Origin of the sequence: Citrobacter sp. wls826 (genome assembly GCF_005281245.1) — a bacterium.
GTDB lineage: Bacteria > Pseudomonadota > Gammaproteobacteria > Enterobacterales > Enterobacteriaceae > Citrobacter > Citrobacter braakii.
In genome coordinates, this window is the sequence record NZ_SZWS01000061.1 from 286,966 (window position 1) to 306,746 (window position 19,781).

Annotated in this window: 20 protein-coding genes; 9 read left to right on the forward strand and 11 right to left on the reverse strand. The window is 50.9% G+C overall.

Annotation, left to right across the window (positions count from 1 at the left end; all coding sequences use genetic code 11):
- The first annotated feature begins 250 nt into the window (after positions 1–250).
- The 3 genes from FDW87_RS18870 (at position 251) to acnA (ending at position 3,508) form a co-directional block, all read left to right on the forward strand.
- Positions 251–391, forward strand: coding sequence for a YmiA family putative membrane protein (locus FDW87_RS18870; RefSeq protein ID WP_213083732.1), 141 nt, complete (start codon positions 251–253; stop codon positions 389–391).
- Between the two features lie 3 nt (positions 392–394).
- Entirely contained in the window at positions 395–565 is a 171-nt protein-coding gene (locus FDW87_RS21095) for a hypothetical protein (RefSeq protein ID WP_016156649.1), read from the forward strand.
- 267 nt (positions 566–832) lie between these two features.
- Positions 833–3,508, forward strand: a complete 2,676-nt coding sequence (acnA, locus tag FDW87_RS18875) for an aconitate hydratase AcnA (protein ID WP_016153248.1) — start codon at positions 833–835, stop codon at positions 3,506–3,508.
- A gap of 50 nt (positions 3,509–3,558) precedes the next feature.
- Here the strand turns inward: acnA and ribA are convergent, their stop codons facing one another.
- Positions 3,559–4,149, reverse strand: a complete 591-nt coding sequence (gene ribA, locus FDW87_RS18880; RefSeq protein ID WP_016153247.1) for a GTP cyclohydrolase II — start codon at positions 4,147–4,149, stop codon at positions 3,559–3,561.
- Between the two features lie 202 nt (positions 4,150–4,351).
- Here ribA and pgpB point away from each other — a divergent pair, with 202 nt between their 5' ends.
- From pgpB to yciH, 5 genes are all read left to right on the forward strand, one after another.
- Positions 4,352–5,116: a phosphatidylglycerophosphatase B gene (gene pgpB / locus FDW87_RS18885; protein ID WP_049269475.1), complete on the forward strand. Its 765-nt coding sequence runs from the start codon at positions 4,352–4,354 to the stop codon at positions 5,114–5,116.
- A gap of 149 nt (positions 5,117–5,265) precedes the next feature.
- On the forward strand, positions 5,266–5,574 hold the full coding sequence (locus FDW87_RS18890; protein WP_006684318.1) for a LapA family protein: 309 nt from the start codon (positions 5,266–5,268) through the stop codon (positions 5,572–5,574).
- A 6-nt stretch (positions 5,575–5,580) separates the two neighbouring features.
- Complete coding sequence (lapB, locus tag FDW87_RS18895) at positions 5,581–6,750, forward strand: lipopolysaccharide assembly protein LapB (protein ID WP_016153245.1); 1,170 nt, start codon at positions 5,581–5,583, stop codon at positions 6,748–6,750.
- A gap of 189 nt (positions 6,751–6,939) precedes the next feature.
- A complete protein-coding gene (pyrF, locus tag FDW87_RS18900; protein WP_103283778.1) occupies positions 6,940–7,677 on the forward strand; it encodes an orotidine-5'-phosphate decarboxylase in 738 nt (245 codons plus the stop codon).
- Positions 7,678–8,004, forward strand: coding sequence for a stress response translation initiation inhibitor YciH (gene yciH / locus FDW87_RS18905; protein ID WP_016153243.1), 327 nt, complete (start codon positions 7,678–7,680; stop codon positions 8,002–8,004).
- Positions 8,005–8,094: 90 nt separating this feature from the next.
- On the opposite strand, the gene osmB is transcribed toward yciH, so the two are convergent.
- From osmB to fabI, 7 genes are all read right to left on the reverse strand, one after another.
- On the reverse strand, positions 8,095–8,313 hold the full coding sequence (osmB, locus tag FDW87_RS18910) for an osmotically-inducible lipoprotein OsmB (protein ID WP_003020583.1): 219 nt from the start codon (positions 8,311–8,313) through the stop codon (positions 8,095–8,097).
- Between the two features lie 268 nt (positions 8,314–8,581).
- Positions 8,582–9,334, reverse strand: a complete 753-nt coding sequence (locus tag FDW87_RS18915; RefSeq protein WP_016153242.1) for a DNA-binding transcriptional regulator YciT — start codon at positions 9,332–9,334, stop codon at positions 8,582–8,584.
- A 94-nt stretch (positions 9,335–9,428) separates the two neighbouring features.
- Positions 9,429–9,611 (reverse strand): hypothetical protein, encoded by a 183-nt coding sequence (locus FDW87_RS18920; RefSeq protein ID WP_016153241.1) that lies wholly within the window; start codon positions 9,609–9,611, stop codon positions 9,429–9,431.
- A 182-nt stretch (positions 9,612–9,793) separates the two neighbouring features.
- Positions 9,794–11,785 carry a cyclic di-GMP phosphodiesterase gene (pdeR, locus tag FDW87_RS18930; protein WP_137380058.1) on the reverse strand — a complete coding sequence of 664 codons (1,992 nt, stop codon included), beginning with the start codon at positions 11,783–11,785 and terminating at the stop codon, positions 9,794–9,796.
- Positions 11,786–12,050: 265 nt separating this feature from the next.
- Positions 12,051–13,985 (reverse strand): exoribonuclease II, encoded by a 1,935-nt coding sequence (locus FDW87_RS18935; RefSeq protein WP_047417275.1) that lies wholly within the window; start codon positions 13,983–13,985, stop codon positions 12,051–12,053.
- Positions 13,986–14,074: 89 nt separating this feature from the next.
- A complete protein-coding gene (locus FDW87_RS18940) occupies positions 14,075–15,220 on the reverse strand; it encodes a carboxymuconolactone decarboxylase family protein (protein ID WP_016156643.1) in 1,146 nt (381 codons plus the stop codon).
- A 199-nt stretch (positions 15,221–15,419) separates the two neighbouring features.
- A complete protein-coding gene (gene fabI, locus FDW87_RS18945) occupies positions 15,420–16,208 on the reverse strand; it encodes an enoyl-ACP reductase FabI (RefSeq protein WP_016156642.1) in 789 nt (262 codons plus the stop codon).
- Between the two features lie 440 nt (positions 16,209–16,648).
- Here fabI and FDW87_RS18950 point away from each other — a divergent pair, with 440 nt between their 5' ends.
- Positions 16,649–17,338: an EAL domain-containing protein gene (locus FDW87_RS18950; protein WP_047500365.1), complete on the forward strand. Its 690-nt coding sequence runs from the start codon at positions 16,649–16,651 to the stop codon at positions 17,336–17,338.
- Positions 17,339–17,376: 38 nt separating this feature from the next.
- Here FDW87_RS18950 and sapF read toward each other — a convergent pair whose 3' ends face one another.
- The 3 genes from sapF to sapC all read right to left on the reverse strand — a co-directional run.
- Positions 17,377–18,183 (reverse strand): peptide ABC transporter ATP-binding protein SapF, encoded by an 807-nt coding sequence (gene sapF / locus FDW87_RS18955; protein WP_016153235.1) that lies wholly within the window; start codon positions 18,181–18,183, stop codon positions 17,377–17,379.
- A gap of 1 nt (position 18,184) precedes the next feature.
- Positions 18,185–19,177 (reverse strand): peptide ABC transporter ATP-binding protein SapD, encoded by a 993-nt coding sequence (gene sapD, locus FDW87_RS18960; protein ID WP_016153234.1) that lies wholly within the window; start codon positions 19,175–19,177, stop codon positions 18,185–18,187.
- The coding region (sapC, locus tag FDW87_RS18965; protein ID WP_252363251.1) for a peptide ABC transporter permease SapC at positions 19,177–19,781 on the reverse strand (605 nt) is incomplete at its 5' end. The genes sapD and sapC, both read right to left, overlap by 1 nt.

Below are 19,781 nucleotides of genomic sequence, written 5' to 3' on the forward strand. Positions count from 1 at the left end.
ATTCAATATTTTTCCTCTATATATTAACCATATATTGTTTATGGTAAACACTTGCTAAAGTAGTTTCAAATTAGTAAGGTCGCCAAAAATCCCTCTCAAATATTTATAACCGATCAAATAATTAATTTATTTATCAGGTCGAGTATGAAAATTAACTGGCTTTTTTTGACCTTTTTTATTAGGATTCCTCCTATCTGATGATTAATTGTACCGATTGTTTGGTGCTTAAATGATAAGTGATTTCGATAGTATGAGGTTAGCGATGCCTTCAGGAAACCAGCCAGCACGCCGGGATCCCGTCATGAAACGTAAAGCCTGGTTCGCTGTGTTTCTTGGCTCTGCCGTGTTCTGGGTTATTGTCGCGCTCGTGGCCTGGAATGTGTGGGGGTAGGTCATGTCCACACTGGAACAACGCTCCACCGTGATGCCATCTCCGGATGACCATGAACAAGAGGGTCAACGCAGCGCAGAGAATAAGCCGAATATTCCAGCGACCTGGAAACTCTCTCCTGAACAACGGGCGTTTATCGATCTGTTTGCGGATGATGATGAACAGAAACAATAATTGATACGAATTTTATAATTATTATTAGTCCGTTGTCTTGTACTGCAAATATTTTATTCCGGGCAATCGTGATGAGCCATGCTTATCACCGTATTAACCTTGACCGCTTAAACCTTTCTCCTCGCCAGATACTTCAGTTGCCCCTTTTGTAGCCCTCCACTTTTATCAATTTGAGTTGTTATCAAAGCGTTACATTTTGTTTGTGTTATCTTTAATACTAACCCTGAGGAAAATCAGGGGATCCAACCCTGTCATTAAGGAGGAGCTATGTCGTCGACCCTACGAGAAGCCAGTAAGGACACATTGCAGGTTAAAGATAAAACCTACCGTTACTACAGTCTGCCGCTGGCCGCTAAATCACTGGGTGATATCACCCGTTTACCGAAATCGCTAAAAGTTTTGCTGGAAAACCTGCTTCGCTGGCAGGACGGTAATTCCGTTACCGAAGATGATATTCATGCGCTTGCGCATTGGCTGAAGACCGCTCATGCCGATCGAGAAATTGCCTATCGACCTGCTCGTGTTCTGATGCAGGATTTTACCGGCGTGCCGGCGGTGGTCGATCTCGCCGCCATGCGCGAAGCGGTGAAACGTCTGGGTGGGGATACGGCAAAAGTGAATCCGCTTTCGCCAGTGGATCTTGTCATTGATCACTCTGTAACGGTGGATCGTTTCGGTGATGATGATGCTTTCGAAGAAAACGTGCGCCTGGAAATGGAACGTAACCATGAACGTTATGTGTTCCTGAAATGGGGACAGCAGGCATTTAGTCGCTTCAGCGTTGTACCGCCGGGTACGGGGATTTGCCACCAGGTTAACCTTGAATATCTTGGCAAAGCTGTCTGGAGCGAGTTACAGGACGGTGAGTGGGTGGCTTATCCCGATACACTGGTCGGTACCGATTCCCATACCACGATGATTAATGGTCTCGGTGTGCTGGGCTGGGGCGTTGGAGGCATTGAAGCTGAAGCAGCAATGCTGGGTCAACCGGTCTCAATGCTGATCCCGGATGTTGTGGGCTTTAAACTGGTGGGTAAACTGCGGGAAGGCATCACTGCCACCGACCTGGTTCTGACCGTCACCCAGATGCTGCGTAAGCACGGTGTAGTCGGTAAATTCGTTGAATTCTACGGTGATGGGCTGGACACCTTACCTCTGGCCGATCGAGCAACCATTGCGAACATGGCACCGGAATACGGCGCAACCTGCGGTTTCTTCCCGATCGATGACATTACCCTTGAGTATATGCGTCTGAGCGGGCGCAGTGAGGAACAGGTTGAGTTGGTCAATGCCTATGCCAAAGCGCAGGGAATGTGGCGTAACCCAGGGGATGAACCTGTGTTTACCAGTTCGTTGGAGCTGGATATGGGCAGCGTAGAGGCAAGCCTTGCTGGACCGAAGCGTCCGCAGGATCGGGTGGCGCTGGCTGATGTGCCGAAAGCCTTTTCGGCGAGTAATGAACTCGAGGTGAATAGCTCGCTGAAAGACCGTCAGCCAGTGGACTATACCATGAGCGGTCAGCAGTATAAGCTGCCGGACGGCGCGGTGGTGATAGCCGCTATCACCTCTTGTACCAACACCTCAAACCCAAGCGTATTGATGGCGGCGGGGCTGCTGGCGAAAAAAGCCGTCACGCTTGGTTTGAAACGTCAGCCATGGGTGAAAGCCTCGTTGGCGCCAGGATCGAAGGTGGTTTCCGATTATCTGGCAAAGGCTGGGTTCACTCCGTACCTTGATGAGCTGGGATTTAATCTTGTGGGTTATGGCTGTACCACCTGTATTGGCAACTCTGGACCCTTACCCGATCCTATCGAAACAGCCATCAAAAAAGGCGATCTTACAGTTGGGGCAGTGCTTTCTGGAAACCGTAACTTTGAAGGTCGTATCCATCCGCTCGTGAAGACCAACTGGCTGGCGTCTCCGCCGCTGGTGGTGGCCTATGCGCTGGCGGGGAATATGAATATCAACCTGACGAAAGATCCGTTAGGCCATGACAGAAAAGGCGATCCCGTTTATCTGAAAGATATTTGGCCGACAGCCAAGGAAATTGCCCGCGCCGTTGAGCAGGTCTCTACCGCCATGTTCCATAAAGAGTATGCTGAAGTCTTTGAAGGCACGCCAGAATGGAAAGCAATCCAGGTTGATCGCGCTGATACCTATGGCTGGCAGTCTGACTCGACCTATATCCGTTTGTCACCGTTCTTCGATGGTATGCAGGCTACGCCGGATCCGGTTCAGGACATTCACGGTGCGCGTATTCTGGCGATGCTCGGAGATTCTGTTACCACCGACCATATTTCTCCTGCCGGCAGTATTAAACCAGACAGTCCGGCGGGGCGTTATCTGCAAAGCCATGGCGTTGAGCGTAAAGATTTTAACTCCTACGGTTCGCGACGCGGGAATCATGAAGTGATGATGCGTGGTACCTTTGCCAATATTCGTATTCGCAATGAGATGGTACCTGGCGTGGAAGGTGGCATGACGCGTCATTTGCCGGGAACCGAAGTGGTGGCTATTTATGATGCGGCCATGCAATACCAGCAGGAGAACGTGCCTCTGGCGGTGATTGCCGGGAAAGAGTATGGTTCCGGCTCCAGCCGTGACTGGGCGGCGAAAGGCCCACGTTTGCTGGGCGTTCGCGTGGTTATCGCAGAGTCTTTTGAGCGAATTCACCGTTCTAACCTGATTGGCATGGGCATTTTACCGCTGGAATTCCCGCAGGGCGTCACGCGTAAAACGCTGGGATTAACCGGTGAGGAGGCGATCGATATTACGGACCTACAAAACATTAAACCGGGGGCGACAGTTCCGGTGAGTATGGTACGCGCAGATGGGCGTAAAGAGGTGATTCTATGTCGCTGTCGCATTGATACCGCGACGGAGCTAACGTATTACCAAAACGACGGCATTCTGCACTACGTGATTCGTAATATGTTGAATTAAAATGCAAAAAAGCCTGCGAGAGCAGGCTTTTTGATAGGCGGTGACAACGATTATTTGCCCAGCAAATGTCCCATCTTGGCGGCTTTGGTGTCCAGATAATGTTCATTTTTTGGATTACGGCCCACGATCAGCGGCACGCGTTCAACAATATTGATTCCCGCTTCGGTCAGGATTTCTACTTTCTTCGGGTTATTGGTCAGCAAACGTACCGCATCCACGCCCAGCAGCTTGAACATATCGGCACACAGCGTGAAATCGCGCTCGTCTGCCGCAAATCCCAACTGATGATTCGCTTCAACGGTATCATAACCCTGGTCCTGCAACGCGTAAGCGCGGATTTTGTTGAGCAGGCCAATGTTGCGTCCTTCCTGACGGTGATAAAGCAGAATACCACGCCCTTCTTCTGCAATGTGGGTGAGGGCCGCTTCGAGCTGGAAACCGCAATCGCAACGCAGGCTAAACAGCGCATCGCCAGTCAGACATTCGGAGTGGACGCGCGCCAGGACAGGTGTTTGGCCTGTGATATCACCAAAAACCAGTGCGACATGATCGTGTCCGGTTGCCAGTTCTTCAAATCCCACCATCAGGAAATCACCCCAGGGGGTTGGCAGTTTGGCTTCTGCCACACGTTTAAGCTGCATGTAATTCTCCAGATTATGCTGGCACTCGTCGTGCCTTCGCCTCTCGGCTTCTGTTCTGTATTACACTATTTTGCCATAAGGCAACGACGTTCACCTAATCGCTACCACGGATTCGCTTTTGGAATGGCACAAAATTGTCAATTTTCCCGACGTGTGAATTTTTCAGTTATGATTGTGATACTTATCGACGAAAGGAGAGGCAATGCTGTCTATTGCAAAGCGCACCGCAGTGGGGACCGGACTGCTACTTATCATGCCGGTTGCCGTATGGGTATCAGGCTGGAGCTGGCAGCCGGGGCACAATGTCTGGTGGTTAAAGTCCTTGTACTGGGTAACGGAAACAGTGACGCAGCCGTGGGGAATTATCACTCACGTTGCGCTTTGTGCATGGTTTCTGTGGTGCCTGCGTTTTCGTCTTAAAGCCGCGGTAATGTTGTTTGCTATTCTGGCCGCAGCGATTTTAGTGGGACAGGGCGTGAAGTCCTGGGTAAAAGACAGGGTGCAAGAACCGCGACCTTTTGTCGTGTGGCTGGAAAAAACGCACCATATTCCGGTTGATGAGTTCTACACTTTAAAACGTAAAGATCGTGGGCATTTAGTCAAAGAACAATTGGCTGAACAGCAGGATATTCCAACGTTTTTACGCAAGCACTGGCAAAAAGAAACGGGGTTTGCCTTTCCGTCCGGACATACGATGTTTGCCGCCAGTTGGGCTTTATTGGGCGTAGGGCTGTTATGGCCGCGCAGACGTACGCTGACGATTGTGTTTTTGCTGACCTGGGCGACCGGCGTGATGGGCAGCCGCTTGCTGTTAGGCATGCACTGGCCCCGTGATTTGGTGGTGGCAACGCTGATTTCGTGGCTGCTGGTGACGCTGGCAACCTGGCTTGCACAGCGGGTATGCGGACCATTAACCCCACCAGTGCAGGAGAAAAAAGAAATCGCGCAGCGAGAACAAGAAAGCTAGCGATGATTGATTTTTCAAATTTTGCCCTCAAATCAGAAAGTGGAAAGCGCTTTTCCGTTTCGCACTCGTTGTGAAAATGGTAATTTAAAGGGCTCAACGCGGTAAGTTGGACACGATTTATTCGCTCAAACCACATAACGGGAAGTAATGTGAAATATTTACTCATTTTCTTACTGGTGTTGGCGATTTTTGTTATTTCGGTGACATTGGGTGCGCAAAACGATCAACAGGTTACGTTTAATTACCTGCTGGCTCAGGGTGAGTATCGTATCTCTACGCTGCTTGCTGTATTGTTTGCCGCAGGGTTTGCGATTGGTTGGCTAATTTGCGGCCTTTTCTGGCTGAAGGTTCGTGTGTCTCTTGCGCGCGCCGAACGTAAAATCAAACGACTGGAAAACCAGCTTGCGCCTGCGACCGACGTTGCGGTATCTGCCGATTCGTCGGTTGTGAAGGAATAATTATTTATGTTGGAGTTGTTGTTTCTGCTTTTACCTGTAGCCGCTGCCTATGGGTGGTATATGGGTCGCAGAAGTGCGCAACAAACCAAGCAGGATGAAGCTAACCGTCTTTCTCGTGACTATGTCGCCGGGGTTAACTTCCTCCTGAGCAACCAACAAGATAAAGCGGTGGATCTGTTCCTTGATATGCTAAAAGAGGACACAGGCACCGTTGAGGCTCATCTCACCCTCGGAAACCTGTTCCGCTCTCGCGGTGAAGTCGATCGCGCAATCCGCATCCATCAAACGTTAATGGAAAGTGCCTCGCTGACCTACGAGCAGCGTTTGCTGGCCGTGCAACAGCTGGGGCGCGACTACATGGCCGCGGGACTGTACGACCGCGCGGAAGACATGTTCAATCAGCTTACCGATGAAACTGATTTTCGGGTTGGCGCATTACAGCAACTGTTGCAAATTTATCAGGCCACCAGCGAATGGCAAAAAGCCATTGATGTAGCAGAGCGTCTGGTAAAACTCGGCAAAGACAAGCAGCGTAATGAGATAGCCCACTTCTACTGCGAACTGGCCTTACAGCAAATGGGCAGCGACGATATGGATCGCGCCATGACGCTGTTGAAAAAAGGCGCCGCGGCAGACAAAAACAGTGCACGTGTATCCATCATGATGGGTCGCGTGTACATGGAAAAAGGTGATTACGCGAAGGCGGTTGAAAGCCTGCAACGGGTCATTTCCCAGGACAAAGAGCTGGTCAGCGAAACGCTGGAAATGCTGCAAAGCTGCTACCAGCATCTGGGGAAAAACGATGAGTGGGCGGAGTTTTTACGTCGGGCCGTCGAGGAGAATACTGGTGCCGCCGCCGAACTGATGCTGGCTGATATTCTTGAGGCGCGTGAGGGGGCTGATACCGCTCAGGTCTATATCACTCGTCAGCTGCAACGTCATCCTACGATGCGCGTGTTCCACAAGCTGATGGATTATCATCTCCACGAAGCCGAAGAAGGGCGTGCCAAAGAGAGCCTGATGGTTCTGCGCGATATGGTCGGAGAGCAGGTACGCAGTAAACCGCGCTACCGCTGCCAGAAGTGCGGTTTTACGGCGTATACGCTGTACTGGCACTGTCCATCCTGCCGTTCATGGTCAACCATTAAGCCCATTCGCGGACTTGATGGGCTGTAATTTTTAAAAAAAACTCATTTTAGTTACAACATACTGTTGATGTGTAATAGATCCATCCTCAACCTCCGTTGCCGGTTCGCCTGGCAGAAATGTAATCGCGCCTGTTAATTTTCTATTACCGCAGGTAGAATGCACGCCGTTTACCCATTTCGCGCCGCCGTGGGCGCCCATCCTCAAGAAGGTCTGGTCATGACGTTTACTGCTTCATCTTCTTCTCGTGCTGTTACCGATTCTCCTGTCGTTGTCGCTCTCGATTATTCTAATCGTGATAAAGCATTAGCTTTTGTCGACAGAATTGATCCTCGTGATTGCCGTTTGAAAGTGGGCAAAGAGATGTTCACGCTTTTTGGACCTCAGTTGGTTCGCGATCTACAACAGCGTGGTTTTGACATCTTTCTTGATTTGAAATTTCATGATATTCCCAATACCACCGCACATGCAGTTGCCGCTGCTGCTGAACTTGGTGTCTGGATGGTTAACGTTCACGCTTCTGGCGGGGCGCGTATGATGACTGCAGCCCGTGAAGCCTTAGTGCCTTTTGGCCAGGACGCGCCGCTGCTGATTGCCGTGACGGTTCTGACCAGTATGGAAGCCAGCGACCTCGCCGATCTCGGCGTGACGTTGTCACCTGCGGATTATGCTGAAAGACTGGCGCGCTTAACCCAGAATTGTGGTCTGGATGGTGTCGTATGCTCAGCTCAGGAAGCGGTGCGATTCAAGCAGGCGTTGGGCCAGGCATTTAAGCTGGTGACGCCGGGGATTCGTCCAGAAGGCAGCGAGGCGGGCGATCAGCGTCGTATTATGACACCGGAACAGGCGCAGTTAGCAGGTGTGGATTACATGGTGATTGGTCGTCCGGTCACCCAGTCGGCTGATCCCGCGCAGACGCTGAATATGATCAATGCTTCCCTGAAACGAGGTGCGTAAATGAACGACTCAAACTCTCGTCTGGTCTACTCTACCGACTCCGGGCGTATTGATGAACCGAAAACAGCGCCTGAGCGTCCAAAAGGCGATGGCATTGTTCGTATCCAGCGCCAGACCAGTGGTCGCAAAGGGAAGGGCGTGTGCCTGATTACCGGTATTGATCAAGACGATGCCGAACTGACCAAATTAGCCGCAGAACTGAAGAAAAAGTGTGGTTGCGGTGGAGCAGTGAAAGATGGCGTGATTGAAATTCAGGGGGATAAACGCGACCTGATTAAATCGCTGCTGGAAGCTAAAGGAATGAAAGTTAAACTGGCTGGCGGTTAATAAAAAAGCCACGGAAAATTTCCGTGGCTTTTTTATAATACAGACCTGAAAAAGTAAACGTATTATTATATCGAGCCGTTTAACCGTAGATTATTTACCCACCTGGTGGCCAATAATACCACCTACTGCAGCACCACCCAGCGTACCCAGCGTGCTACCGTCAGTCAGGACTGCACCACCTATTGCACCTGCACCAGCACCGATTGCGGTGTTACGATCTCGTTTGGACCAGTTAGAGCAGGCACTCAGCGACATTGCCAGAGTAATCGCCAGAATGGCAGCGGTCATTTTTTTGCTCGTTACTAACATAATACTTTCTCCTGAATTATTGATTCACGGAATCCAGTGTTCTTTAAGGATAGCGTCAAATTAAGACTATCGAAGATATTTCCGTGAAACCGTTTAGCGAAGTCATTACAAACACTATCCTGAAGTTGGAGGTTCGTTCCTGTTATATCGCTAACATTAATTTTACGACTTTATCCTGTTAACGACAGGTAAAAAGTCTTAATTGGATTGTCAGATAACTCTCAGAGAGCAGATGATTTGTCTGCTGACAAACCATCTACTGAAGATTTTATGCGTGGGCATCAATGATATTGACGATTAATCCTGAATGTTCGAGCTGCATTTGTACGCTGGCGCTGAGTCTGGAGTCCGTTACTACGCGGCTGAATCGCTCTAATGGACCCAGCGTGTAAGGGTGAATGGCGTCGAATTTTGAGCTGTCGGTCAACACAATAACTTCTGCGCCTTTTTCCAGCACCGCGTTAACCACGTCAGAACGCATCATATCGCGTCCGGTAAAACCGGTATCAGCTTGCCAGCCGTCAATGCCGATAAAGGCCTTACTGAAGTGTACCTGCTGGATAAACTGGCGAGTTAAGGGGCCGACCATGCTCTCACTTTTTTTCTGGTAAATTCCACCGAGAAGTATCACTTCACAGGGCGTTTCTTTGAGCAGATGAGCAATGTAGCTGCTCACGGTGATGATGGTGACATCTTTTTGCTCTGCCAGCGTTCTGGCCAGAAGTGCATTGCTGCTGCCATTCTCAATGAATACGGATTCGCCTGGACTGACCAGAGATGCAGCGAATTCAGCCAGTTCACGTTTCAGAGTGAAATTAGTCATCATGCGCGTTTCAACATCATCGCTGTTCAATGAAACAGCAAAACCGTGGGCTCGGCGTAAGTAACTCTGTTTTTCCAGCGTGTTCAGATCCTGTCGAATCGTCACTTCGGAGACACCGGTGACTTTTGCCAGATCGGCGACGCTCATCTGACCTTTATCGGTCACCATCTGCAAAATAGATTGTTGTCGGGAATTCATAGTATTAATTTTATTGCGATATCGTATCGGAAATTAAACGGAAACTGCATTATCTGCAGTTGCTGATAGCAGCGACATCAAAAGATCACTGTCATCAGATCTCCCATGGCGCCTTCTGCTTTTTCGCCAAAGATTCGGCATCTTCTTTGACCGTGTTTAACAGTTCAGCTTTCAAAATTTCAAGATTGTGGATGGCTGAGTGGTAATCACCTGCAACGAGGATATCCAGCACGGTATCAATACGTTCGGCCAGACGCTGAGCGTCGATATCAGACATGGTCGTCATCCTAATGGCAATAGAGTTTGAATTTCATGATGCAGAATTTCATGGCAAAAGAGAAGGGAAAAATAGTATTAACCTGAACGATTGAAGAATATTATATATTCTGTGATTACATGCGGATAGCGTCGTCATGTAATGTCCATTTATGGCTATTTATCGCCTTCATTCTCTCTGCATTAGCGCAGTTTTTTACTCAGGTGGCGGCGATACCAACGTTCAAATGCGGCTGCTGGCATTGGTTTGGCGAATAAAAACCCCTGACGCTCATTGACGCCATTTTTGGTCAGAAACGCATCCTCTTTCGCGCTTTCCACGCCTTCGGCGATGACCTGCAGGTTGAGCGCCTGTGCTACCGCAACTATGGCCCGTACCAGCGATTGTGAAATGGATTGTTTGTGGATCTCTCTGACAAAGGTCTGATCCAGTTTAATGGCATCTAGCGGGAAGCGGGCCAGTTGAGACAGCGACGAATAACCGGTACCAAAATCATCCAAATGGATTTGCGCACCTAACTGGCTAAACTGCTGAATGACTGACAACGCCAGTTGCTCATTTTCTATCAAACTGCTTTCTGTTAATTCAACATCGATGGGGCAATACTCAAAGTTGAGCTCGTGAAGCACCTGCTTAAGTGCGGTAAAAAGCGTCTGGTCGGCGAGCTGGCGGGCAGAAACGTTTACCGCCACGCGCAGGTTTATTCCCTTGTCACGCCATTTCGCGACCTGGCGCACAACGTCGAGAATAACCCAACGCCCCAGCGGGACGATGAGCCCCGATTCTTCGGCGTAGGATATAAACTCCAGCGGTGGAATGAGGCCGCGTTCCGGAGATTGCCAGCGAACCAGCGCCTCCAGGCTGCGCACTTCACCGCGCCAGGTTATCTTTGGCTGATAATGGATAACCAGTTGATCGTTATCCAGTGCCTTACGCAGATTAGTATCCAGCCACAGATATTCAAATACCCGCTGATTCATTTCCGGAGAAAAAACACAAAACTGCCCACGGCCGCCTTCTTTCGCGGTGTACATGGCTGTATCCGCGTTACGAATGACGCTCTCGCAGTCCTGACCATGCTGAGGTGCGAGGGATATACCAATAGAGCATCCGGTATAGACTTCAATCAGACCGATGCGGAAGGGCTGGCGCAGACGCGTCAGAATGCGTGATGCGGTGGCTTCCAGTGTGCCCTGGGATGTTTCGGTGGCAAGAACAATGAATTCATCGCCGCCAAACCGCGCCAGGATCTGGTTGTCTTCGAGGCAACTGAGGATTGCCAGCGACACGCTTTGTAGTAGCTGATCGCCAAACATATGCCCGTAGGCATCGTTTACCTTTTTGAAGTTATCCAGATCGAGGTACGCAATACCGATCTGCGTATCGCCCGCGTTCTCAATCGCATTACTGATCAGTTCATGAATTGCGTTGCGGTTTGGTAATCCAGTGATGGAGTCGGTATTCGCTAACACCCGCAGTCGTTCCTGCGCGCGGCGTTCTTCAGTGATATCGGTCCCGGAACAGATCAGAAAAATTTCGTTCTTTCCGCTACCGTTATGCACAAATTTATTGCGAAACAGAAACAGACGCTGGCCTTTGCAGGTCTTGACCCAGCGTTCAACCTCATACGAGTTACCTTCGCGAAAAAAGACCTCAATATTGCGCCGTGAAGCCGCTGCTTCACGACGGCTCATAAATAATGTGAATACACTTTGACCAATGACTTCACGTTCTTTGAGGCCGGTGTACTCTTCGCACAGGCGATTAAACCGCTGAATGTTGCCCATGCGGTCAAGAATGACAATAACGGAATTGGCTTCGGAAACGACTTGTTCGGCAAAAGAGAGGCCGTGGGCCAGATCGCGGGCGACGGAAGGGGTGTCATCCCAGGCGGATGCGCTACCAGCCCATTCGCGCTTATTGATTTTTCGACCGACCAGATGCACGGGAATGTCGTCATCTTCAATGGGCAACGTCATTAACAGACTTGACGTGATCACCGTCATCTCGCGAATGCGATCGGCTTGTTCAGGTAATAATTCGATGGTCTGATCAGCTTCTGACGCTTCGTCGATAGAGAAATGCAGGATGTTGCAATCCTCTGACAAACGCCAGTAGGGGTTATGAGTGCCCACATAGCTATACAACGTAACCAGCTCCCGGACGTCTTTCATCATGTGTACTATCCCGTTTAAAGCGCATAGAGCCTCAAAAGTATGGGTAGCCATGATTCATTCGGGGTGATTATGGCTGAACGTATTGTTTTTTTTATATATTTATGTTTAATCCAGAATCCGTAAAAAGCAAAGCCAGCGGAACTGAAAAAAGTAAAAAAATAAAATTGACCGAATGAAAGAAGTGTAGTGCGGTGGTGGGAATTTGGGCGGAAAAAAGAAACGACCTTTCACAAAATGAGAAAGGTCGCTGGATTGATACGAGTTACGCGGCTGGACGCGCGATAACGCTGCGGGTTTCCATGCGAACTTCGGCGATGGTTACGTCAATCACATCCGTGACTTTGTAAACCACTTCACCTTTAATTTGCACCGTGCCGCTTTCCTGGCTGCATACCAGCTCGTCCCGAACGGCGTGCAGGAATGGGGCAGGAATAAATGCGACTGCGCCATTATCAACTAAACGTACGCGCATACCGCCGCGGCTAACGTCAATTATCTCGGCCGCAAAGCGGGTATCGGTCCCGGCTTTGTCACTCAGGAAACGGGCATATAACCAGTCGCCCACATCGCGCTCAGCCATCCGGTTCAGGCGACGACGTTCCGCCATTTGCACCGTGGTATCATCCCCAGGGCGGGCGATGGTTTCACCTTTGATGACGGCCTTAAGCAGGCGGTGGTTAATCATATCGCCATATTTACGAATAGGAGAGGTCCAGGTGGCATAAGCCTCCAGACCCAGCCCAAAGTGCGGTCCTGGCTCGATACTGATTTCAGCGTAAGACTGGAAGCGGCGAATTCGGCTGTCGAGGAAACCAGAAGGCTGCGCATCCAGCTCGCGGCGCAGTTTGCAGAAACCTTCCAGCGTCAGGACTTCCTCGGCATCAACGTGCATACCATGGGTTTTTAGCAGCGCGGCCAGAGCGTCGGCGTTGGCCGGGTCGAATCCCATATGGACGTTATAAATACCGAAGCCGAGCTTGTCGCGAAGCACGCGGGCGGCGCAAATGTTTGCCGCAATCATGGATTCTTCTACGATTCGGTTTGCGATGCGGCGTGGCTCAGCGACGATGTCCAGGACTTCACCTTTTTCACCAAGAACAAAACGGTAATCCGGGCGATCTTTAAATACCAGAGCATGGTTATGACGCCATTCACCGCGGCTCAGGCAAATACGGTGTAGCAGACGGATTTGTTCAGCAATCGCGTCATTTGCAGGCTGCCAGTCGCCGGCGCCTTCCAGCCAGTCGGAGACGTTGTCGTAGACCAGCTTCGCTTTCGACTCAATCGTCGCTGCGAAGAAGGTGATGTTGTCTTCAATCGCGCCATCCGCGGCGATGGTCATACGACAAGCCAGAACCGGACGCACTTCGTTCGCGCGTAAAGAGCACAGATCGTCAGACAGTTCGCGTGGTAGCATCGGGATGTTGAACCCCGGCAGATAGTTAGTAAACGCGCGAATTTTTGCTGTTTTATCCAGCTTGCTGCCTTCTGCAATCCAGGCCGTAGGGTCGGCAATGGCGACAGTTAATTGCAGTTTGCCGTCGGCCAGCTCTTCAGCATAAAGCGCATCGTCCATATCTTCGGTGCTGGCGCTGTCGATGGTGACAAAGTTGAGGGCGGTTAAGTCCTGACGAACCAGACCTTCATCCAGCATCTCAGTTGCCACACCGTCCGGCGCTTCTTTTTCGAGATTATGGCGTGCCAGCGTGACCCACCACGGGACAAAGTGGTCATCAGCAAAAGTGATAAATTGGGTTAACTCGGCATAGAAGGTGCGATCGCCTTTCAGCGGGTGGCGACGCATTTCAGCGACGGCCCAGTCACCTTCTTTAAAATCGTGCTCAACGCCGCGGGCGGCACGGCAAGGGATCGCTTCTTTCAGTAACGGATGGTCCGGCACAATGGACAGACGATCATTTTTGCCCTGAACTTTACCCACGAAGCGCGTCAGGAAGGGTTCGATCAGTTCTTCCGGCTCGGCAGATTCACGATCTTTTTCTGTATGGATAACCGCAACAATGCGGTCGCCATGCATCACTTTTTTCATCTGCGGCGGTGGAATGAAATAGCTTTTTTGTGCATCGACTTCCAGGAAGCCAAAGCCTTTTTCCGTGGCTTTTACCACCCCTTCAGCACGTGGCGTCTGGGAATGCAGTTGCTGTTTAAGCTGCGCTAGCAGCGGGTTGTCCTGAAGCATAATTGTCTATTTTCGTGGCTAAAAGAGCGGCTGACAGTTTTACGCGATTCTCTCAGTTGCGGCAAGCGCTCTTTCAGTAAGTGGATCGGTTAATAAGTCTCGCCCAGCGCGATTTTCAAGCGATTCAACCATCCGCACAATCCGCTCCAGGCCAGCAGGTTAATCGCTTGTTCAGAAGAGATGCCCTGATCGAACAAAGGGGTTAACAGCGCGGCGCTAAAACGGTCGGGCGCTCGGGTTAGCCATTGTACCGCCTGCAGGGTGACGCGCTCAACCGGATGTCGCTGTTCCCAGCGCTGTAATTCACGTTCCTCCTGGCGAAGCAGGGCGATAACATTGGCTAATTCATTGGCTGTATGTGCCTGTTCATTAAAGCAGGCCACGCTGCCGTTAATCCGTGAGGTCATTAGCGCCGCCAGTGAAAATGCCTGCACCGGTACTGCGCTGCGCCGGGTACTGGAAATCAGTGTCGTGAATAAATCTAAAATGACCGGTGAATGAATCAGTAATGGCACCAACGCTTGCAGTTCAGCGGGAAAATGTCTGGCCTTCGTCTCGTCCTGAGCAGGATATTTTTCGATTGGGAATGGCGCAGCGTGCCAGGTAGCGTTTGTTGCACTAAATGGCGAAGCGTGAGCGAATTGCTGTATATCCAGCCCCGGTATTCGGCGCACCGGATGTCCAAACCAGGCCTGAAACAGAGCCACGGTCCGGGCCTGAAAACCGACGAAGCCGATGATTTGATTCATCAAAATACTATCGCTGGTAGTCAGCCCGACCGCATCCAGATGCTGGCGATCGCGTGCGCCTATCACGTCAGGAGAGCTGGCAAGTTGGCGAGCATATTGGGTGATTTGCGCCAGCCGATGGTTACTTTCCCGTGACGAGTCAGGACCAGGAAGCGGTGTTAACCGCGCGGCATAGTGATTGCACAATCGCTGGACGCCATACACCTGAGCGACGGTAAGCGCCGTACTCATCCGTTCATAGGCGCTGAATGTGTGCATCTGATTCAGGTTTACGTGAACCGGGAAGAGAACCTGGGCAAGTTTACGGGCAGGGATTAACCAGGATTGAAAAGGCAAAAGGGCGTCATCAGGTATCGCCAGATCCAGTAAAAAGCAGTCGTCGACATGAGCGGCTTCCGGCACCAGCGGCAGAATATCTTGCGGATGCTTGCTGGATTGCGTCTCATGATACCAGTGGCTTTTGCCTTCAATTCGGCGTTGTTCCATGGGCGGTCCTTGGTCTAAAAAGTGGCGACCCGGACACGTCGTCTACTACTACGCCGGATCGTTTGCGCTGCAATATCCTGACGTAAGCAGAAGAGGGGATGAAAGATTGTTCCGTGATAATAAATATCAGAAAAGCATATATGGCGACGGGCAGAGGAGAGTCATGGGCGGGGCAAGACCGCCCATAGAAGACTTACGATTATTTCAGTTCCAGCTCGTTCATTGCCGCGATACTGAAGCCACCATCGACGTGAACGACTTCACCAGAGATGCCGGCAGCAAGATCGGAGCACAAAAATGCTGCGGAGTTGCCCACATCTTCAATGGTTACAGTGCGGCGAATCGGCGTAACCGCTTCACAATGCGCCAGCATTTTACGGAAATCTTTAATGCCGGAAGCGGCGAGTGTACGGATAGGACCGGCGGAAATAGCGTTCACACGCACGCCTTCAGGACCCATCGCATTAGCCATATAGCGGACGTTCGCTTCCAGTGAGGCTTTTGCCAGGCCCATCACGTTGTAGTTAGGGATGGCGCGCTCTGCGCCCAGATAGGATAGCGTCAGCAGCGCTGAGCCTGGGTTCAGCATGGAACGGCAGGCTTTTGCCATCGCCACAAAGCTGTAAGCACTGATGTCATGAGCAATTTTGAAGCCTTCGCGGGTGACTGCATTCACATAGTCGCCATCCAGTTGGTCTGCGGGCGCAAAACCAATGGAGTGCACGAAACCGTCGAATTTCGGCCAGGCTTTGCCCAGTTCGGTAAACAGTGCATCAATGCTGGCGTCTTCCGCCACATCACACTGCAGTACGATGCTGGAACCAAGTTGAGCTGCAAATTCTTCGACGCGGCCTTTTAGTTTGTCATTCTGGTAGGTGAACGCCAGTTCAGCCCCTTCGCGATGCATGGCCTGAGCGATACCCCAGGCGATGGACAGTTTGCTGGCAAGACCCGTTACCAGAATGCGCTTACCGGAAAGAAAACCCATAGCTTTAATCCTTATGGTCATTGCTTATTTTTAGCAATCAATGAGTTATGATCACAATTTGAAGGTGTTTCGAAATGGGGCAGCAATTATATCCCACTCTTTGTGCCTTGTAGAATAGTTATCATCCCTTACTGATAATCACTTTTCATTACACATGAGGGTTATAACACTTTCCCTGGTTAAGTCTCATTCATTCTGCGAAGCGCGGGGGATGGAGAAAACACAAGGCTTTAAAGGCATCTCAATGGTATTATTAACTGCTAGCTTATGTTTTAAAACATAGCAATGTAGGAACTTTCTTAAAACAAAAAATATGACCGTATTCAGTTCGTTATGATATATTGTTTTTATCGATCAATATTGACACATTGATCGTTATTATTGATTGATTGTGATTAAAAGTGCATTATCAGGAAGTTATGATCAATTGGAGTGGTCTTATGCACTATCATTTCATCGCGGAACCGATGAGAGACACAACTGATACGTTACTGGGTGTTGAGATGAGCGTCCGGTTTGCTTCAGATACGGTTTCGCCGATACATCCAGAGTTCATCATTTCAGCGTGGAATAGCGAACAAAAACGTAATTTCATGCTCGAGCAAATTCGCTTAATTGCCGAAAAGCGTAATTGGTTTGAGAGCCACAACCTTTTCTGTACTCTGAACCTCATTGATGAAATGGCGCTGCTGGCAATTGGCGACCCGAGCGTCAAATCGGCGCTACATGCCATGCCTTTTGTCGCCCTGGAACTTTCAGAGCGTTTTCTGACGAATACCGTATGTCTGAATAATCTGCTGATTAATTCACTTTGTGACGGTCCAAACGCATTATGGCTGGGCGATCTGGGCTCCGGCAGCATTGGGGCCAGTCCGCTGGTTTGCGGTCGTTTTGATGTTGTGAAGTTGGATCGTGGTTTTTTCCTGGATCAGGCTGAAAAACCGATGTTCCCGGTGCTAATTAAAAACATCCGCGAATATTGCGACCGCATTGCGGTGGAGGGCGTGGAAACCAAACAGCTTATCGACGAAGTAGGCGCGGCTGGTGTTTGGGTGATGCAGGGATCCCTTTTCCCTTCGGTCGCGTTTAGCGAGGTTGATACACTGCTCTTACCAAATGTTTGTCACTGATTGCAAAATTGCCCTCCGGTTGAGGAGGGCTGCATCTGCTAGCGATCTTTTCGCCACGCGTCAGCGGTAAGCGCTTCGCCGAAATGACCGGCGATCAGGCGACGGGTCAGCTCATGCAACGGCGAGGCCAGAACATCTGCTGTACTGCCGCGTTCAACCACTTCACCCTGGTGCATGACTAATACCTGATCGCTGATGTGCTTCATCATGCCGATGTGCTGAGTCACATAGATATATGAAATCCCCTGTTTTTCCTGTAATTCCAGCATCAGATTGATGAGCTGCGAACGCATCGACATGTCCAGAGAGGCCAGGGCTTCGTCGGCGATAATGACTTTGGGTCGCAAAATGAGCGCTCGGGCAAGGCCCAGACGCTGTTTTTGTCCCGGAGCCAGCATATGCGGGTAATAACTCACATGGTCAGGCAACAGACCGACCATGCGCATGGTCTCGATGATCTGTTTGCGACGCTGTTCAGGCTCGAGGTCGGTGTTCAGACGTAGCGGAAAATCGAGGATCTGCGAAATACGTTGCCGTGGGTTAAGCGACGTTGATGGATCCTGGAAAATCATACGGATACGCTGACTACGGAATGAATAATCACCATATTTTAACGGGTGATCGTCAATCAGCAGCTCACCGCTGGTGGGCTCAATCATACCGGCCAGCATCTTCGCCAGCGTAGATTTACCGGAACCATTTTCACCTATGACGGCGAGCGTCTGACGCTCGCGCAGGGTAAAGCTCAGCGGCTTAACGGCCTCAACGGTCTGACGGCGGAATAATCCCGTCCGGTAGCGAAAGGTTTTGCTCAGATTACGAACTTCGAGCAGGGTTTCTACCATCTCACTCTCTCTCCATGTTCAACGGGAAATGACAGGCGTAGAGATGATTCTTTGCTCCGGTCAGTCTTGGGGTTTCGATACATTCGCGCTGAGCATAAGGGCAGCGCGGCCCCAGACGACAGCCGATAGGTAATTGTTCCAGCAATGGAATGGCTCCTGGCATGGTATTCAGGCGGCTTTTGTGCGGCATTGCGCTACCAAAATCAGGAATGGCGCGAATCAACGCTTGGGTATAAGGATGATGCGGAATAGTCACCAGCTCTTTACTGGGCGCAGTTTCCACCGTTTGCCCACAGTACATCACGTTAATTTTGTCAGCCCACTGGCTGAGCATTTGCAGGTCATGGCTGATCAACAAAATGGTGGTATTGCTGTTTTGGTTCAGCCGGGTCAGCAGGCGGAAAATTTGCGCCTGAGTGGTTGGCTCCATCGCGTTCGTTGGTTCGTCGGCAATCAGTAAACGCGGCTGATTAGCCAGGGCGATTGCGATCATCACCTTCTGGCATTCGCCGTCGGTCAGCTCATACGGGAAGCTGCGCATCGCATCTTTATGATCTTTTATCCCGACGCGGTGCAGGAGTTCAATCGCGCGGCGTTTACGCCAGCCGATACGCTGCCACCAGCGGCCTTTATAAGTCCATGCCGGAATATTTTGCATCAGTTGTCGTCCAATGCGCTCAGACGGATCGAGACACGATTGCGGTTCCTGAAAGATCATGGAAACGTTATGGCCGACCAGCTTGCGTCGTTCACGCGCGGAAAGGCGCAACAGATCGATATCATCAAAGCGCATGCGGTCTGCGGTTACGCGCCAGTTATCTTTAGCGACGCCGCAAATGGCCTTGGCGATCAGGCTCTTGCCCGATCCAGACTCGCCAACCAGTCCGCGGATTTCACCTTCATTGAGGGTCATACTGACGCGGTCAACCGCCTTCACCCAGTCGTCGCCGGTTCTGAATTCAATGGTCAGGTTGCGGATATCCAGTAATGGCATTATTCCACCCCCGCAATAATTGCCCGGCGCACGCCATCACCCAGCAGGTTAACCAGCAGCACGCTTATCATAATCGCCGCACCTGGCAGCATAACCGTCCAGGGTGCGACATAAATCAGCTCCAGCGCGTCGCCAAGCATGGCTCCCCATTCTGGTGACGGCAACTGTGCGCCAAGGTCGAGAAAACCCAGCGCGGCGATGTCCAGAATCGCCATCGACAGCGCACGGGTGATTTCAGTGATAAGTCCGGCGGTAATATTGGGCAGAACGGCAAACCACAGGATATTGAGCGTGGTTGCGCCGTCCAGGCGAGCGGCGATAACGTACTCTTTTTCCAGCTCGTCATGCACCATGCTGTAGACGGAGCGTACCATGCGCGGCAGCAGCGCCAGCCAGACGGCAAACATCGCGTGTGTCAGATGCGGTCCGGCAAAGGCCACCACAATAATCGCCAGCAGCAGCGAAGGGATCGAGAGCAGGGTGTCCAGAATGTGGTTCAGCACCGCGGAGCGCAAACCGTGCGTTGCGCCGGCAACCACGCCCAGTAACAGGCCACATAGTGTGGCGGCGAGGGTGACGACAAACGCGCCGCCAACGGTCGGGG

Bases quoted from the DNA above. Each gene is read 5' to 3' on its own strand.
- FDW87_RS18870 (WP_213083732.1), top strand. From the start codon at position 251: ATGAGGTTAGCGATGCCTTCAGGAAACCAGCCAGCACGCCGGGATCCC.
- FDW87_RS21095 (WP_016156649.1), top strand. From the start codon at position 395: ATGTCCACACTGGAACAACGCTCCACCGTGATGCCATCTCCGGATGAC.
- acnA (WP_016153248.1), top strand. From the start codon at position 833: ATGTCGTCGACCCTACGAGAAGCCAGTAAGGACACATTGCAGGTTAAA.
- ribA (WP_016153247.1), bottom strand. From the start codon at position 4,149: ATGCAGCTTAAACGTGTGGCAGAAGCCAAACTGCCAACCCCCTGGGGT.
- pgpB (WP_049269475.1), top strand. From the start codon at position 4,352: ATGCTGTCTATTGCAAAGCGCACCGCAGTGGGGACCGGACTGCTACTT.
- lapB (WP_016153245.1), top strand. From the start codon at position 5,581: ATGTTGGAGTTGTTGTTTCTGCTTTTACCTGTAGCCGCTGCCTATGGG.
- pyrF (WP_103283778.1), top strand. From the start codon at position 6,940: ATGACGTTTACTGCTTCATCTTCTTCTCGTGCTGTTACCGATTCTCCT.
- yciH (WP_016153243.1), top strand. From the start codon at position 7,678: ATGAACGACTCAAACTCTCGTCTGGTCTACTCTACCGACTCCGGGCGT.
- osmB (WP_003020583.1), bottom strand. From the start codon at position 8,313: ATGTTAGTAACGAGCAAAAAAATGACCGCTGCCATTCTGGCGATTACT.
- FDW87_RS18915 (WP_016153242.1), bottom strand. From the start codon at position 9,334: ATGAATTCCCGACAACAATCTATTTTGCAGATGGTGACCGATAAAGGT.
- FDW87_RS18920 (WP_016153241.1), bottom strand. From the start codon at position 9,611: ATGTCTGATATCGACGCTCAGCGTCTGGCCGAACGTATTGATACCGTG.
- pdeR (WP_137380058.1), bottom strand. From the start codon at position 11,785: ATGAAAGACGTCCGGGAGCTGGTTACGTTGTATAGCTATGTGGGCACT.
- FDW87_RS18935 (WP_047417275.1), bottom strand. From the start codon at position 13,985: ATGCTTCAGGACAACCCGCTGCTAGCGCAGCTTAAACAGCAACTGCAT.
- FDW87_RS18940 (WP_016156643.1), bottom strand. From the start codon at position 15,220: ATGGAACAACGCCGAATTGAAGGCAAAAGCCACTGGTATCATGAGACG.
- fabI (WP_016156642.1), bottom strand. From the start codon at position 16,208: ATGGGTTTTCTTTCCGGTAAGCGCATTCTGGTAACGGGTCTTGCCAGC.
- FDW87_RS18950 (WP_047500365.1), top strand. From the start codon at position 16,649: ATGCACTATCATTTCATCGCGGAACCGATGAGAGACACAACTGATACG.
- sapF (WP_016153235.1), bottom strand. From the start codon at position 18,183: ATGGTAGAAACCCTGCTCGAAGTTCGTAATCTGAGCAAAACCTTTCGC.
- sapD (WP_016153234.1), bottom strand. From the start codon at position 19,177: ATGCCATTACTGGATATCCGCAACCTGACCATTGAATTCAGAACCGGC.